Source organism: Actinorhabdospora filicis (genome assembly GCF_030269765.1).
GTDB lineage: Bacteria > Actinomycetota > Actinomycetes > Mycobacteriales > Micromonosporaceae > Actinorhabdospora > Actinorhabdospora filicis.
The window spans coordinates 787,801-801,859 of sequence record NZ_BSTX01000003.1; the positions used below are offsets into that span (position 1 = coordinate 787,801).

The window sequence follows — 14,059 nt, forward strand, 5'->3', positions numbered from 1 at the left end:
GCGACAATACGGTGGTGCCTGCGCTCGATCTCGTCGACGACTCATACGTGGCGTGCCGTCCCGAGGACCTCGCGCCGATGGTCGCCGCACCCGGCTTCGCGTCCGCGCTGTGGCCCGGCTGGATTCTGACGGTCACCGAGGAGAGGGGATGTGAGGGAGTGCGATGGTCGGTGGGGGGACCGGTGACCGGCAGTGCCGAGGTATGGCTAGAACGGTACCGCGACCGCGGCTGTTACCTGCACGTATTCGCCCGTGTCGATCCAGTTGACCGAATCTGGACGCCCAAAGCGGCCCGCCGTAACACCGATCGCGTCCGCCGCCGCGTCAAGCGGGCCGTCTGGGACCTGAAGGACCGCGCCGAGGCGACCCATGGGGAGGAGACGTGGCGGGCCGGGCCCGTCGAGTAACCTTCCTCCACATGACGGACACGTCCAGGCAGTCGATCGACGTGGCGGCCGATGTCGCGAGCATCGCCGCCGTGATCGGCGACTTCGCCGCCTACCCCGAGTGGGCCGGCGCCATCAAGTCCGCCGAGGTCAAGGAGACCGACGCCGACGGCCGCGCGGTCCTGGTCGGCTTCGCCCTCGACGCGGGTGTGCTGACCGACGAGTACGACCTGCGCTACGACTACGCGCCCGACGGCGCCGCCATCAGCTGGACCCTCGCCTCGGCCTCGACTCTGCAGAAGTCCCAGGAAGGCTCCTACGAGATCACCGACAATGGCGACGGGACATCGACCGTCACCTACACGCTGGCGATCGACCTCAAGGTGCCGATGCTCGGGATGTTCCGCCGCAAGGCCGAGAAGATGATCATGGATACCGCGCTGAAGGAGCTCAAGCGGCGCGTCGAGTCGAGGGGATAGCGCCATGTCTTTGGCGATCGGGGTGGACATCGGCGGCACCAAGGTGCTGGCCGCCGTCGTCGACGACGAGGGCCGCGTCCTGGCCGAAGCCCGCCGCGACACCCCCGCCGACGACGTCGTGGGCGTCCACGGGCGCATCATCGAGGTCATCGGCGAGCTCGTGCGCGACCACCGGGTCGACTCCATCGGCGTCGGCGCCGCCGGCTGGATCGACGCCGCCCGCTCCACCGTCATGTTCGCGCCCAACCTCGCCTGGCGCGACGAGCCCCTCCGCGACAAGATCGCCGCCGACGTCGACGTCCCCGTCGTCGTCGAGAACGACGCCAACGTCGCCGCCTGGGCCGAGTTCCGCTACGGCGCCGCGCGCGGCACCGAATCGGCGCTCCTCTTCACCGTCGGCACCGGCATCGGCGGCGGCGCGATCATCGAGGGACGCCTCCTGCGCGGCAAGCACGGCGTGGCCGCCGAGTTCGGCCACATGCTCGCCGTCCCCGGCGGCCACGTCTGCGGCTGCGGACGCCACGGCTGCCTGGAGCAGTACGCCAGCGGCAACGCCCTCGTCCGCTTCGCCCGCGAGATGGCCGCCGAGAACGACACCGCCGCCGGGACGCTCCTCGCGCTCGCCGGTGGCGACGCCAAGGCGATCAACGGCCCCATGGTCACCGAGGCCGCCCGCGAGGGCGACCCGGTCGCCATCGCCGCCTTCAACCGCGTCGGCGGGTACCTCGGCGAGGGCCTGGCCGACATGGCGCAGGCCTTCGACCCGGAGACCTTCGTGATCGGCGGCGGCGTCATCGAGGCCGGCGAGCTGCTGCTGGCGCCCGCCCGGGCGTCCTACGAGAAGGCCCTCGCGGCCCGTTCCCGCATCCCCGTCGCCGACGTGCGCGCCGCCTCCCTGGGCGTTCACGCCGGGGTGATCGGGGCCGCCGACCTGTCCCGCACCCGCTAATCTGGCGTCGGAGTCTTCCGCCACTCCCCGGTGGCGACCCCTGAGGAGAAGAGACAGTGTCGCTAGGCGCACGCAGGGCCGTCGTGGCCGCCGCGCTGATCGCCGTCCTGGCCACCGCCGCCGCGTGCGGCGACAAGGGCGGCGAGGCCGGAGCACCCACCCCGTCGGCGTCCTCGTCCGGCCCGGTCCTGGAGTCCTCCCCGCAGGAGCCCGGTGAGTCCGGCGAGAAGCCGAAGGGCGCCTGCGAGTACCTCGACGTCAAGGCCGTCAACGCGGCCGTCGGCGTCGACTTCAAGGTCGTCGAACCCGCCGAGGCCGAGAACGCCCAGGTCTGCGTCATGCAGACCACGAAGGGCTCGTTCCCCGACTTCACCCTCGCCACCGCGGCCACCAAGGCCGACAAGGAGAGCTTCCAGGCGACGATGATGCCCGAGGACGCCGACGACGTCGGCAAGCTCGGCAAGGCCGCCTACAAGGTCCTGCTCAAAGCGGGGGAGAAGAGCGGGCCGGTCGCCGAGATCGGCTGGCTGTCGGCCAAGGGCCGCATCTTCACCATCCGCTTCACCTCGGCCGAGGGCGTGAAGAAGGACGACGTGGAGAAGGTCCTCGACCCGCTGATCGCGCTCTCGAAGGACATCGAGAAGCAGGTCGCGGGCTAGCGCCCGGCGTCCATCACCTCGTACAGGTGCCCCGAGGCGTCCCGGAAGAAGAAGCCCCTCGCGCATAGCGGATGGTCGGTGCGCTCGTTCGCCCAGTCGTAGGGACGGCTGCCGAAGGCCACTCCGCGCTCCCGCACGCGCGCCAGGATCGCGTCGAAGGCCGCGGTGTCCACCTCGAAGGCCAGGTGGACCGGCGCGGGCTCGTCGACCGTCATGAACTCCAGGGTCAGCGTGTCGTTGACCCGCACCGGCGCGAAGTGGCCGTCCATCCCGTCCGGCGGCAGCACCTCCAGCCCAAGGATCCCGGCCAGGAAACCCGCGGCCTCGTCATTGTCGAGGGCCGGGACGATCGTGTGGTTCAGCGTGATCACTTGCGGGCTCCGTTCAGGAAGACGTCGACGACGGTGGCGATGTCCGGCCCGCTCACCCCGGACGGGAGCGGACGGGCGAAGGACAGCCGCGTGAACAGCTCGGCCAGCTGCTCCGGGGGCAGCCGCAGCTGCTCCCGCTCCGGCTCGAACAACCCCGCGAGGGCCTCGATCGTGCGGCGGACGGACTCCTCGCGCCCGGCGCCGTCGCGCTCGCCGGGTTCGGGACGCGGGCCGCCCCCGGTGGCCTGGAGTGCGCCGATGAGGACGCCCATGCGCTCCAGGTAGGCACGCATGCAGTCGGCGGCCTCGGCGAGGCGGTCGGCGAGGGGCTGGTCGAGGGGGATCGCGGCGATCTCGGCGAGCACGTGCTCGGGGGAGAAGGCGCGGGCCAGGCAGGCGCGGACGAGTTCGTCCTTGTCGGCGAAGGCGCGGAACACGGTGGCCTCGCCGATGCCCGCGGCGCGGGCGATGGAGGCGGTCGTGACGGCCGCGCCGTGCTCGGCGATGAGCGGCAGCGCGGCGTCGACGATCATCTTGCGGCGTTCCCCGGGACTCATCCCGGGCGCCCGTTTGCGTGTGTCGGTCATGCCCACAGCCTACGGAGTGAGTACTCACTCCGTCAAGCGATCGGGTATCCGGGCAGGTCGATGCCGTTGGAGGCGGCGCGAATGGGCTTCATGATGGGTTCCATCATCGCCTTCTTGAAGGGCATGATCCGCACGTAGCGCATCATCAGGCGGCCCAGGAAGGCGCCGAAGGCGGTGGACGGGACCAGCTTCCCGGCGATGTCGCGGCCGAGTTTCTGGTTCATCGCCACGTACTCGCGCATCACCTTCTCGTAGTTGGCGAAGGCGGTGACGTGGTCGGGCGCGGTGGCCAGCTCGCCGGCCAGGACGTAGGCGCCGACCAGGGCCAGCCCGGTGCCCTGCCCGGAGGCGGGGGAGGGGCAGTAGGCGGCGTCGCCGACCAGCGCGGTCCGGCCGCGCGACCAGGCGTCCATCTCGATCTGGGCGAGGTCGTCGTAGTAGAGGTCGGCCGAGGACGGCATCGCCTGGAGCAGGCGCGGCGTCTCCCAGCCCTGCCCGGCGAAGGCGGCGCGGACGGCGCGCTCCTGCTCGTCGCGCCCGGCGCGGGCCAGGCTCACCTCGGGGCTGGAGAAGAACAGCTGGACGGTCAGCGGCGCCGACGGGGACAGGCCGTAGGCGGCGGCGACGCGCCCGGGGGTGCTGCAGGAGACCTCCCAGCGGTCGTAGCCGAGGTGGTTGGGCGCGTCGAAGACGGCCACGCTCAGCCCGATCGGGCGGGAGAAGCGCTCCTCGGGCCCGAAGGCCAGGGCGCGGACGCCGGAGTGCAGCCCGTCGGCGCCGATCACCACGTCGAAGCGGCGGGAGGGGTGGCGGCCGAAGTCGACGTGGACGCCCGTGGCGTCCTCGTGCATCGCGGTGATCACGTCGCCGTAGATGTACTCGGTCCCGTGGGTCTGGGCCCGCACGATCTCGGCGAGGTCGCCGCGCAGGATCTCCAGGTCGCCCGGGTCGCGGAAGCCGATGAGGTCGGGGCCCAGGGTGACGATGGACTTGCCCTTCTCGCTCATCCACTGGCCGCCGCGGATGGCGGTGGCCCGCTCGCGGACGGCGCGGCCGACGCCCATCAGGTCGACGACGCGCACGGCCACGCCGCGCAGGTCGACCTTGTAGCCGCCGGGGCGCGGCGCGGGGGCCTTCTCAATGACGGTGACCTGCCAGCCGGCCCGGCGCAGCCAGAGCGCGAGGGCGGGACCGGCGACCGAGGAACCGGAGATCAGAACGGACTTCATGGCGTTACTCCTGGATGAAGGGGTTAGCGTAAGGCTTACACGAAACTGTGTAAGCCTTAAACCTGTCTGCGTATGCTATACACAGTCTGGAGATCGACGCAAGAGGAGGGTCCATGGAAGACCGCAAGCCCGGGCTGCCGCACAGCCTCGAAGCCGCGTGGGGGCTGCGCACCCGCCCCGGATACGGGCCCAAGCCCGGCCTCTCCCTGGAGAAGGTCGTGGACGCCGCGGTCGCCCTGGCCGGGGCCGACGGGCTGGTGGCGGTGTCGATGGTCAAGGTCGCCAAGGCGCTCGGCGTGTCGACCATGGCGCTGTACCGCTACGTCGCCGCCAAGGACGAGCTGCTGGAGCTGATGATCGACCGGGCCATCGGCGAGGCGCCGCCGGTGGAGGAGGGCATCGACTGGCGCGAGGGGATGTCCCGGTGGGCGCGCGCCTACCTGGTCGTCCTGCGCCGCCACCGCTGGATCATCGAGGTCCCCATAGCCGGTCCGCCGATCGCGCCCAACCAGCTCGGCTGGCTGGAGCTGGGGCTGCGCTACCTGGCGCAGACCGGCCTGAGCGGGCGCGCGAAGCTGTCGGCGGTGATGATGATCGCCGCCTTCGTCCGGACCGTGGTGATCTACGAGGTACAGGCGCGCGCGCCGCGCTACGACTACGCCGCCGAGCTGTCCCGCGTCGTGGACCGCGAGAAGTACCGCGAGATCGTGTCCCTGATGATCGAAGGCGCCATCGACGACGAGGTGGACAATTACGCCGACGAGTTCAGCTTCGAGCTCGGCATCATCCTCGACGGGGTGGCGGCCCTCATGGCGCGGTGACCGCCGGCGGCGGGACTGTTCCGGCCGTTCCCGGTGTTGCATCCCGAGTGGGCGGCGTCCGAGACGAGCCGCCGTGGCGGGATGTCGCACCCGCCGCATATCCTCGCTCGGGAACCGTCACGGGAGACGCCAGACTCCCGGCTAGACTTGATCCGTTCCAGAAAAGCCCAGATAGACAAGTAAGACAACCGCCCGGTCCCAACGTCCCGGACGACAGCGACCCGGCGCCGCCGCCGTCGGCCCGCCCGGCATCGCCGCAGGTAGCATCGTCGCAACGGGAGATAAGGCAGCACTGATGACAACTGACCTGGTCGACACCACCGAGATGTACCTGCGCACCATCCTTGAGCTCGAAGAGGAGGGCGTGACCCCCCTGCGCGCCCGCATCGCCGAGCGACTGCACCAGAGCGGGCCCACGGTCAGCCAGACGGTCGCGCGCATGCAGCGCGACGGTCTCCTCACCGTCCAGGGCGACCGGCACCTGGAACTGACCGGCCTCGGCCGCGAGCAGGCCGTGTCGGTGATGCGCAAGCACCGCCTCGCCGAGCTGCTGCTCGTCGACGTCATCGGCATGTCCTACGAAGAGGCCCACGACGAGGCCTGCCGCTGGGAACACGTCATGAGCGACGCGGTGGAGAAGAAGGTCTTCGAACTCCTCAAGCGCCCCACCCGCTCGCCCTACGGCAACCCCATCCCCGGCCTGGAGGCGCTCGGCGCCACCGCCACCGAGACCTCGCCCGACGGTGAGCGCCACCTCGGCTCGGCCGGACTCCCCGACTCGGTCACCGTCACCCGCATCTGCGAGAGCGTCCAGACCGACGCGCAGGTCCTGCGGGAACTGCACGAGGCCGGCGTCAACCCCGGCGCGACGGTGCGCGTGGAGCAGGAGGACGGGGTCGTGCTGACCACCCCCTCCGGCGACACCGTGCGCCTCACGATGGACGCCGCCACGCGCGTCTTCGTCGCCCCCGTCGCCTAGCGAACGCCGAAACGGCCCGCGCCACCGTGCTGGTGGCGCGGGCCGTTCCGTGTCGTCCTAGCAGCCCACGTACTCCGACAGCCGCTCCGCCCGCGAAGGGTGACGCAGCTTCAGCAGCGTGGTCTTCTCGATCTGGCGGACGCGCTCGCGGGAGAGCCCGAAGTCGCGGCCGACCTCCTCAAGGGTGCGCTGGCGGCCGTCGTCGATGCCGAAGCGCAGCTTGATCACGGCCTGCTCGCGCTCGGTGAGGGTGGTGAGGACCTCGGCGATCTCATTGCGGAGCAACGCGTAGGACACGTTGTCCGCGACGGGCCGGACGGTGGTGTCCAGCAGGTCCGACAGCGGTGTGTCGCTGTCATCGCCGACGGTCTGGTCGAGGCTGAGCGGGTCGCGGTCGTACGACATCAGCTCAAGAACCCGGAAGGGCTCGACCTCCAGCTCCGCGGCGATCTCGAAGTAGTTCGGCTCACGGCCGATGCGCATCGTCAGCTCGCGGCGGACGCGCGCCATCTGGTTGACCTTGTCCAAGGTGTGCGCCGGAATGCGGATGGTGCGGGCCTGGTCGGCCATGGCGCGGGTGATGGCCTGGCGGATCCACCAGGTGGCATAGGTGGAGAACTTGAAACCCTTGCAGTAATCGAACTTCTCCACCGCGCGGATCAGACCCAGGTTCCCCTCCTGGATCAGGTCCAGCAACGCCATCCCCCGGCCGGTGTAACGCTTGGCGACACTGACCACGAGCCGCAGATTCGCCTCCAGGAGACGGTTCTTCGCCGCGCGCCCCTGCGCCGCGATGGTCTCCAGGTCGGCGCGCAGCTGACCGTCGTGCACCGGCTTCTCCGGGTCGGTGAGCCGGACCTGGGCGAACAGACCGGCCTCAATGGCCTTGGCCAGCTCGACCTCCTGCACCGCGGTCAGCAGCTTGTGCCGGCCGATCCCGTTGAGGTACGCGCGGACCAGGTCCGCCGACGTGCCGCGCTCGGCACGGTCCTCCTCGAAGGACGCGCTCTCTTCGTAATCGGTCACCGGAAGTGCCACGATTCTTTCGCCTCCCCAAGTTTCCGGCGCGCTCATCGCGCCGGGCTTGGGTCCAAGCTTGCCGAGTAGCGCGTGAAACCCCTGTGAGTCAAGCTCTCCGTGGCACGAACACGGGAGACACAAGCCGGGCAAATAAGAGAAATCGGCCCTGGCGAAGGGGTTTCTACCGCAAGTAGAATCGTCACAGCCGTCCGCCACCCGCCGGAAGAGACATCAGCACATGGCCCGACTGGGAGAACTCGAACGCGCCGTCATGGAGGTCCTGTGGACCGCCGGACGTCCCGTCACCGCACGCGCGGTCGTCGATTCGCTGCCCGACCGCAGCCTCGCCGCCACCACCGTCCTCACCGTCTTGTCCCGCTTGGAAGCCAAGGGATTCGTCGCGCGTGATCGTAATGGACGCGCGCACCACTACCGCGCCGTCGCCGGACGCGAGGAACACGTCGCCGCCCTCATGCGCGAAGCCCTCGACACCGCCGCCGACCGCGGCGCCGCCCTGGCCCGCTTCGCCGAAGAGGTCAGCCCCGCCGAGGCCGCCGCGCTCGCGGACGCCCTCAACGAGGCCGTCCGCCGCCGGGAACCCGGCTCGTGAACGTCACCGCGGCCGGGATCGCGCTCGCCGTCCTCGCCGTCGCCCTGATCGGGCCCGTCCCCGCCGTCCTCAGCCGCGCGCAGTGGACGCACCGCGAACCCCGCGCCGCGCTGGTGTGCTGGCAGGCGATCGGCCTGTCCGGCGGCCTCGCGCTGCTGGGCGCGACCACCGCCATGGCCCTCGCGCCGCTCGGCGGCGACCTCCGCGACGCCCTGTTCGCCTGGATCCGCAACCTCGCCACCGGGGACCTCACCGGCGGGCTCGGGACCTGGCACCAGGTCCTCATGGTCGCCACCATCGTGGTCTACCTGCGCCTCCTCGGCGTCCTGATCACCACCACCCGCCGCACCTGGATCCTGCGCCGCCGCCACCGCGACCTCGTCGACCTCGTCGCCGACCCGTGGCCCACCGGACGTCCCGGACGCGGCCAGGTCCTCAACCACCCCGGCGCCGCCGCCTACTGCCTACCTGGCCGCACCCCCCGCGTCGTGGTCACCACCGGCGCGCTCGACCTGCTCGACGACGCCGAGCTGGGCGCCGTCCTCGAACACGAGGACGCCCACATCCGCGAACGCCACGACCTGGTCGCCCTGCCCTTCGCCGCCTGGACCCGCGCCCTGCCCTGGTTCCCCGGCATCCGCCGCGCCCGCCTCGCCGTCGACTCCCTCCTGGAGATGGTCGCCGACGACTCCGCAGCCGACCGCTGCGACCGCAACGCCCTCGCCTCGGCCCTCGCCCGCATCGCCACCGTCGGGGGAGCCGCGACACCCGCCGGAGCGATCGCCTCCACCGGCGGGACGATGCTCGCGCGCGTCCGCAGACTGCTGGACCCGCCCCCGCGCTCCCGGCGGCTGCGAGTGGTGCTGTACGCGACGGCGGTGGTGCTGTTCGCGCTGCCGGCGCTGGTGCTGATCTAGGGCGGGCGGGGTGTGGTGGCGGGCTTTGCGTTCGGGATGCCCGTCGATAATGAAGGATTATGTTAGACCGGTGGCGCGGCAAGGCGCGAGGCGAACGCCATGGCCTGGCACAAAGCAGGACATGAGCTGGCACGGCATGAGATCCGGTGTGGAGTGAGGATCCGCGCTCGGTGGCCCTGCCCGAGCAGCTTCCCGGCGGGTTCTCGTGGCGAGTGACGGGGGAGGGGACGCGGCTCTCGCGAGCCGCGTGGGCGCGTCGTGAAGGCGCGCGGGACGGTGTGACCCGGCCACGCCCACCGGCGCCGACGTGATGTGCTCTGACGGCGGCCTGGCCACCGCTATCTTGCGCACCGTCGCGGCGTGGTGGATCAGCCGAGGCGAGGCCAGAGCGGCCGTCCCACCGCGGCGGTGCTCCAGGACGGCCGCCGCGGCTCGCCCACCATGGCTGCCAAGGCGAGTGGCGAAGGGAACCGGTTCCCGCGAGCCGTGTGGCCGCGTCGAGGGGACGTGCAGCGGTGAGACCACACCACGCCGCTCACCGCCGCCGAGGGCGGCTCCGCCATGACCCCGGATGAGGCGCGCGGGCTGTTCCCGCAGGCCGGGTTCCCGGGAACCTCGCACATCGTCGGGGCGCGGTGGAGCCGCCGCTCCACCTTCGGGAGCGGGCGGGGTCTCCCGGCGCGACCATCTCCCCGCACCGCGCACCGTCGCGGTGCCCCGTCCCACGGTCGGCGTGGCCGGGCCGCGAACACACCGCTTGAACGGTCGCGCACGTCGGCGATGCCGGTTGGACGCCCCGGTGACCCGCGTGCCGCACCATCCGGGTTCGCCCGCGACCCTTCCCGGTGGCGAGCGGCCCGGGCCCTCGCGATCGGCACGGCGCGATGAGATGGCACGCGGCATAGCGAGATGTGGTCCCGGCAGCCGCGTCGCCTTCCGGGCCGGGGCACGAGGCTCCCTCGGCGCACCATGGTCCCAGCTCGCCTACCGTCGTGGTGTTCCGTCGTGTGGTCGGCGTGACCGGGGCGTCGATACTCCGTCGGCCCCGCCACCCCACCCCGCGCGGAACCCGCCGCCCCCGCGTCCGGCCTGCACCCGTGTGCCCACCGACCGTCCCCCCACCCCCCCACCCACGCCTGAAGCCCGCCACCCCGGTGCGTCAGGGTGGCGGGCTTCGTCCACAGGAGAGGAAGGGAGGCTCTTTAGAAGGCCGGGATCACCGAGCCCTTGTACTTGTCCTGGATGAACTTCTTCACCTCGGGCGACTGGAGCAGCTTGACCAGCTTCTGGACGCGCTCGTCCTGCTCCTGCCCCTTCTTCACGACGAGCAGGTTGGCGTAGGGGTTGCCCTCGGCCTTCTCCAGCACGAGCGCGTCAGTGGCGGGGGTGAGGCCGCCCTGGATGGCGTAGTTGCCGTTGATCACGGCGGCGTCCACGTCGTCGAGGGAGCGGGGGAGCTGCTCGGCGGCCAGGGGCTGGAACTTCAGGTTCTTGGGGTTGGCGACGACGTCCTTCTCGGTGGCGTTGGTGCCCACGCCGTCCTTGAGGGTGAGCAGGCCGTTGTCGGCGAGGAGCTTGAGCGCGCGGCCGCCGTTGGTGGCGTCGTCCGGGAACGCCACGGTCGCCCCGTTGGGGAGGGCCGCGAGGTCCTTGACCTTCTTGGAGTAGAGGCCGAGGGGCTCGATGTGGACGGCGCCGACGCCGACGAGCTGGGTGCCGTTCTTCTGGTTGAACTCGTCCAGGTAGGGCTTGTGCTGGAAGAAGTTGGCGTTGAGTTCGCCGGTGTCGGTGGCGGTGTTCGGCAGCACGTAGTCGTCGAAGACCTTCACCTCCAGCTCCAGCCCGGCGCCCGCGGCGAGGTTGGTCTTGACGTAGTCGAGGATCTCGGCGTGCGGGACGGCGCTCGCCCCGACGATGAGCTTGCTCTTGGGGTCCTCGCTGGCCTTGGCGTCGGAGCCCGAGCCGCAGGCGGCGAGCAGGCCGAGGGTGAGGGCGGCGGTCAGGGAGATGGCGGCGCTGCTGAGAAGCCGACGGCGGTTCATGATGGTGTGCCTTTCGATGTTCTTGGAGGGAGAGGTTCTAGCTGTTCACCGGCGGTCGAGGCGCCGGGAGATGAGGTCGCCGGCCAGCTGGATGAGCTGGACGAACACGACGAGGACGATGACGGCGACGATCATGACGTCGTACTGGAAGCGCTGGTAGCCGAAACGGACGGCGACCGCGCCGAGCCCGCCTCCGCCGATCGCGCCGGCCATCGCCGAGTAGCCGATGACGGCCACGACGGTGACGGTGACGTTGCGGATGATCGAGGGCAGCGCCTCGGGGACGAGGACGCGCCCGACGATGCCGAACCCGTGCGCGCCCATCGAGCGGGCCGCCTCCACGAGACCGGGGTCGACTTCGAGCAGCGAGGACTCCACCAGCCGCGCGAAGAACGGGACGGCCGCCACCGCGAGCGGGACCACCGCCGCCGCGCTGCCGATGCTGGTCCCGACCAGCAGCCGCGTCACGGGGATGATCGCCAGCATCAGCAGGATGAACGGCACCGACCGCCCGATGTTCACCACGAGCCCGATCGCCTTGTAGGCCAGCCCCTGCGGCCGCAGGCCCCTGGGGGACAGGGCGTACAGGGCGACGCCGAGCGGCAGCCCGAACACCACCGTCCACAGGGTCGTCAGGCCGACCATCTGGAGCGTCTCCAGGGCCGCGGGCCCGAGCAGGTCCACGTACTCGTCGAAGGTCACCGCGCACCGCCCTCGGGCGTCGAGACGCCGTAGCCGCGCTCGACGAGCCAGGCCAGCGCCTCATCGGCGACGGGCGTGTCCGGCAGCGCCACCCGCAGGCGTCCCACGGTGAATCCGTCGTCGCCGGTGCCGGTCTGCACCGCCGCGTCCAGGATCGAGACGTCCAGGTCGAAGCGCTTCACGAGCGCCGCCACCACGGGCTCGCCGACCTCGGCGCCGGTGAAGGTGATGTCGGCGGTACGAGTGGCCGTCGGCGTCACGGTGTCCCCCAGATCGAATGCCTGCCGCCCGAGCGCGGACCCCGGCGTGGCGAGCAGGTCGGCGACCCGCCCGGTCTCGGTCACCCGGCCACCGTCGAGCACGGCCGCCGAGTCGCAGATGCGCGTGACGACCTGAAGCTCATGCGTGATGAGCAGAATCGTCAGCCCCAGCTCACGATTCAGCCGCCGCAGCAGATCGAGGATCTCCACCGTGGTGTCCGGATCCAGCGCACTCGTGGCCTCGTCGGAGAGCAGCACATCCGGCTTCGCCGCAAGCGCACGAGCGATCGCCACCCGCTGCCGCTGCCCACCCGACAACTGCCCCGGAAACGCCTTCGCCTTATCCGCCAGCCCGACGACATCGAGCAGCTCGGCGACCCGCGCCTTCCGCTCAGCCCGTCCCGCACCCGAAATCCGCAACGGCAGCCCCACATTGGCCTCGACCGTCCGATTGCGCACCAGGTGAAAATGCTGAAAGACCATGCCGATACGCGCACGCGTCTTGCGCAGTTCCCCCGCACCCAACGTGGTGATCTCCACCCCGTTGACGCGGACCGAACCGGAGTCGGGCCGCTCCAGCGCGTTCACAGTCCGCAGAAGCGTCGACTTCCCAGCCCCAGAACGCCCCAGAACCCCGAACACCTCGCCCTTGCGGACGGTCAAGCTCACCCCATCGAGGGCCGTGGTATCTCGGTACCTTTTTCGCACATCGGACAGTTCGATCACAGTGCTGATCCTTCAGAAGGTCCCCGCCGGGACGATTCGGGCAGCCGAGCGGCATCAGTCCGGAATGAAAACCCGGCGGCACATCGGCATGAGTGAGCGCAAAAAACCGCTAACGATCAGAGAGCGGAAGTGCGCAAGAGCTGCTCGCTTCGGGGCGCGAGCGGGGAAGGGACCCTCAGATCCCGCACATTCGCATGCCCATGGGCATGCACGCGCACATGGCCGGCATCGCGACGCTCATGGCGTGGCGGCGGCAGCAGGAAGTGCGCGACGTGTTCACGGGGGGAAGTAAACCAGGCGAACCGACGACCGCCAAGGAGAAGTGATGTTCGTCGCGGCGAGTTAACAGGGGTTAACGCGCAGAAACGCGCACGACAGGGAGAAGCGAAGACAGGAGCAAAGACGCAGGTGAGAGCCGGAGTGGAGTGCGAGCGGTGCTGGGGAACGCGGCCGCGACGAAAGACCGGAAGGGACAGGCGAGCAGCGGTGAGCGAAGCCAGCCCGAGGTGAGAGCGGTGGACGTAAGACGGGCCGGTGCGAGGCGCGAAGCCTGTGTGCGGTGGGGACGAGACGAAGACAAGAGCCGGGTGCGATGTGCGCGCAGCCTGAAGTGCAGTGGGGGCGAGACGAAGGCAAGACCCGGGCAACCCACACGTTGCGGTGGATGAAGCCCGCCCGAAGACAAGCCGGTGACGATGGCCAGAGCCACACCACCCACACGGCGATGGGTGAAGCAAGCCTGAAGACAAGCGAAAGTCGGAAGACAAGCCGGGTGCGATGCGAAGCCTGGTGCAGTGAGGGCGAGACGAAGGCAAGAGCCGGGCCGGGCAAGCAGCGGTGGGTGAAGGCTGCCCGAGGCGAGGTCCGGGGTCGATGTGTCGAGCCGGGTGCGATGCGTAGCAGGGTAGGGCTCTTGACCGAAGCCGCCGCCGACAACTAGAGCTGGCCCGAAGACCAGGCCCCGCACAACCTTTCCTTCGAGAGCTGGATCTTCTGGCGTGCGGCCTGACGGGTCTTTGGAACGAGGGTTCTGGGGGTGTCAAGACAGCTCTTCCGTCTTGACACCCCCGGGTTCCTCGTTCACCGTCGCCGAGGCCGAACGACGGAAGATCCGCGGCCGGCAACCGACACGACCACAGAGGGATGGAAGGGACGGGCCAAGGGGGAGAGGCGGGAAGAAGGGTGGTGCGGGCCGGGGTGGTGCGGGCCGGGGTGGTGCGGGCCGGGGTGGTGCGGGCCGGGGTGGTGCGGGCCGGGGTGGTGCGGGCCGGGGTGGTGCGGGCCGGGGTGGTGCGGGCCGGGGTGGTGCGGGCCGGGGTGGT

At 70.6% G+C, this 14,059-nt stretch carries 16 protein-coding genes; 9 read left to right on the top strand and 7 right to left on the bottom strand.

The annotated features are described in order from the left end of the window. The first annotated feature begins 14 nt into the window (after positions 1 to 14). Genes QSK10_RS23915 through QSK10_RS23930 form a run of 4 tightly spaced genes read left to right on the top strand, consistent with a single transcriptional unit; the run spans position 15 to position 2,473 of the window. A complete protein-coding gene (locus QSK10_RS23915) occupies positions 15 to 407 on the top strand; it encodes a hypothetical protein (RefSeq protein WP_285665179.1) in 393 nt (130 codons plus the stop codon). An 11-nt stretch (positions 408 to 418) separates the two neighbouring features. Continuing rightward, positions 419 to 865: an SRPBCC family protein gene (locus QSK10_RS23920; protein WP_285665180.1), complete on the top strand. Its 447-nt coding sequence runs from the start codon at positions 419 to 421 to the stop codon at positions 863 to 865. A gap of 4 nt (positions 866 to 869) precedes the next feature. Then, entirely contained in the window at positions 870 to 1,814 is a 945-nt protein-coding gene (locus tag QSK10_RS23925) for an ROK family glucokinase (RefSeq protein ID WP_285665181.1), read from the top strand. A 56-nt stretch (positions 1,815 to 1,870) separates the two neighbouring features. After that, a complete protein-coding gene (locus tag QSK10_RS23930; protein ID WP_285665182.1) occupies positions 1,871 to 2,473 on the top strand; it encodes a hypothetical protein in 603 nt (200 codons plus the stop codon). Here the strand turns inward: QSK10_RS23930 and QSK10_RS23935 are convergent. The 3 genes from QSK10_RS23935 to QSK10_RS23945 are packed head-to-tail and all read right to left on the bottom strand — an operon-like array spanning position 2,470 to position 4,660. Further along, a complete protein-coding gene (locus QSK10_RS23935; protein ID WP_285665183.1) occupies positions 2,470 to 2,844 on the bottom strand; it encodes a VOC family protein in 375 nt (124 codons plus the stop codon). The two genes, QSK10_RS23930 and QSK10_RS23935, sit on opposite strands and share 4 nt — an antisense overlap. Next, on the bottom strand, positions 2,841 to 3,431 hold the full coding sequence (locus QSK10_RS23940) for a TetR/AcrR family transcriptional regulator (RefSeq protein WP_285665184.1): 591 nt from the start codon (positions 3,429 to 3,431) through the stop codon (positions 2,841 to 2,843). Before QSK10_RS23940 ends, QSK10_RS23935 begins: the two co-directional genes overlap by 4 nt. Positions 3,432 to 3,463: 32 nt before the next feature. Continuing rightward, on the bottom strand, positions 3,464 to 4,660 hold the full coding sequence (locus QSK10_RS23945) for an FAD-dependent monooxygenase (protein WP_285665185.1): 1,197 nt from the start codon (positions 4,658 to 4,660) through the stop codon (positions 3,464 to 3,466). Positions 4,661 to 4,773: 113 nt separating this feature from the next. On the opposite strand from QSK10_RS23945, the gene QSK10_RS23950 reads away from it, so the two are divergent. Together QSK10_RS23950 and QSK10_RS23955 are read left to right on the top strand one after the other, a co-directional pair. After that, the gene (locus QSK10_RS23950) at positions 4,774 to 5,481 is read left to right on the top strand and encodes a TetR/AcrR family transcriptional regulator (RefSeq protein ID WP_285665186.1); all 708 of its coding nucleotides are present in this window, start codon (positions 4,774 to 4,776) and stop codon (positions 5,479 to 5,481) included. A 295-nt stretch (positions 5,482 to 5,776) separates the two neighbouring features. Then, entirely contained in the window at positions 5,777 to 6,460 is a 684-nt protein-coding gene (locus QSK10_RS23955; protein ID WP_285665187.1) for an iron-dependent transcriptional repressor DtxR, read from the top strand. A 57-nt stretch (positions 6,461 to 6,517) separates the two neighbouring features. Here QSK10_RS23955 and QSK10_RS23960 read toward each other — a convergent pair whose 3' ends face one another. After that, positions 6,518 to 7,486 (bottom strand): sigma-70 family RNA polymerase sigma factor, encoded by a 969-nt coding sequence (locus tag QSK10_RS23960; protein ID WP_285665188.1) that lies wholly within the window; start codon positions 7,484 to 7,486, stop codon positions 6,518 to 6,520. A gap of 232 nt (positions 7,487 to 7,718) precedes the next feature. On the opposite strand from QSK10_RS23960, the gene QSK10_RS23965 reads away from it, so the two are divergent. Together QSK10_RS23965 and QSK10_RS23970 are read left to right on the top strand one after the other, a co-directional pair. After that, positions 7,719 to 8,090: a BlaI/MecI/CopY family transcriptional regulator gene (locus tag QSK10_RS23965; protein WP_285665189.1), complete on the top strand. Its 372-nt coding sequence runs from the start codon at positions 7,719 to 7,721 to the stop codon at positions 8,088 to 8,090. After that, on the top strand, positions 8,087 to 9,007 hold the full coding sequence (locus QSK10_RS23970) for a M56 family metallopeptidase (RefSeq protein WP_285665190.1): 921 nt from the start codon (positions 8,087 to 8,089) through the stop codon (positions 9,005 to 9,007). Before QSK10_RS23965 ends, QSK10_RS23970 begins: the two co-directional genes overlap by 4 nt. Positions 9,008 to 10,209: 1,202 nt before the next feature. Here the strand turns inward: QSK10_RS23970 and QSK10_RS23975 are convergent. From QSK10_RS23975 to QSK10_RS23985, 3 genes are read right to left on the bottom strand one after another with little or no spacing between them, the layout of a single operon-like run. Then, a complete protein-coding gene (locus QSK10_RS23975) occupies positions 10,210 to 11,049 on the bottom strand; it encodes a MetQ/NlpA family ABC transporter substrate-binding protein (protein WP_285665191.1) in 840 nt (279 codons plus the stop codon). Between the two features lie 45 nt (positions 11,050 to 11,094). Further along, positions 11,095 to 11,751 (bottom strand): methionine ABC transporter permease, encoded by a 657-nt coding sequence (locus QSK10_RS23980; protein ID WP_285665192.1) that lies wholly within the window; start codon positions 11,749 to 11,751, stop codon positions 11,095 to 11,097. Continuing rightward, complete coding sequence (locus QSK10_RS23985) at positions 11,748 to 12,737, bottom strand: methionine ABC transporter ATP-binding protein (RefSeq protein ID WP_285665193.1); 990 nt, start codon at positions 12,735 to 12,737, stop codon at positions 11,748 to 11,750. Before QSK10_RS23985 ends, QSK10_RS23980 begins: the two co-directional genes overlap by 4 nt. A 200-nt stretch (positions 12,738 to 12,937) precedes the next feature. Here QSK10_RS23985 and QSK10_RS23990 point away from each other — a divergent pair, with 200 nt between their 5' ends. Next, positions 12,938 to 13,063, top strand: a complete 126-nt coding sequence (locus QSK10_RS23990; protein ID WP_285665194.1) for a hypothetical protein — start codon at positions 12,938 to 12,940, stop codon at positions 13,061 to 13,063. Positions 13,064 to 14,059 lie beyond the last annotated feature (996 nt).

Excerpts from the sequence above, each read along its gene's own strand:
- QSK10_RS23945 (WP_285665185.1), bottom strand. The coding sequence starts at position 4,660 with ATGAAGTCCGTTCTGATCTCCGGTTCCTCGGTCGCCGGTCCCGCCCTC.
- QSK10_RS23925 (WP_285665181.1), top strand. The coding sequence starts at position 870 with ATGTCTTTGGCGATCGGGGTGGACATCGGCGGCACCAAGGTGCTGGCC.
- QSK10_RS23975 (WP_285665191.1), bottom strand. The coding sequence starts at position 11,049 with ATGAACCGCCGTCGGCTTCTCAGCAGCGCCGCCATCTCCCTGACCGCC.
- QSK10_RS23965 (WP_285665189.1), top strand. The coding sequence starts at position 7,719 with ATGGCCCGACTGGGAGAACTCGAACGCGCCGTCATGGAGGTCCTGTGG.
- QSK10_RS23955 (WP_285665187.1), top strand. The coding sequence starts at position 5,777 with ATGACAACTGACCTGGTCGACACCACCGAGATGTACCTGCGCACCATC.
- QSK10_RS23920 (WP_285665180.1), top strand. The coding sequence starts at position 419 with ATGACGGACACGTCCAGGCAGTCGATCGACGTGGCGGCCGATGTCGCG.
- QSK10_RS23950 (WP_285665186.1), top strand. The coding sequence starts at position 4,774 with ATGGAAGACCGCAAGCCCGGGCTGCCGCACAGCCTCGAAGCCGCGTGG.
- QSK10_RS23940 (WP_285665184.1), bottom strand. The coding sequence starts at position 3,431 with ATGACCGACACACGCAAACGGGCGCCCGGGATGAGTCCCGGGGAACGC.
- QSK10_RS23990 (WP_285665194.1), top strand. The coding sequence starts at position 12,938 with ATGGGCATGCACGCGCACATGGCCGGCATCGCGACGCTCATGGCGTGG.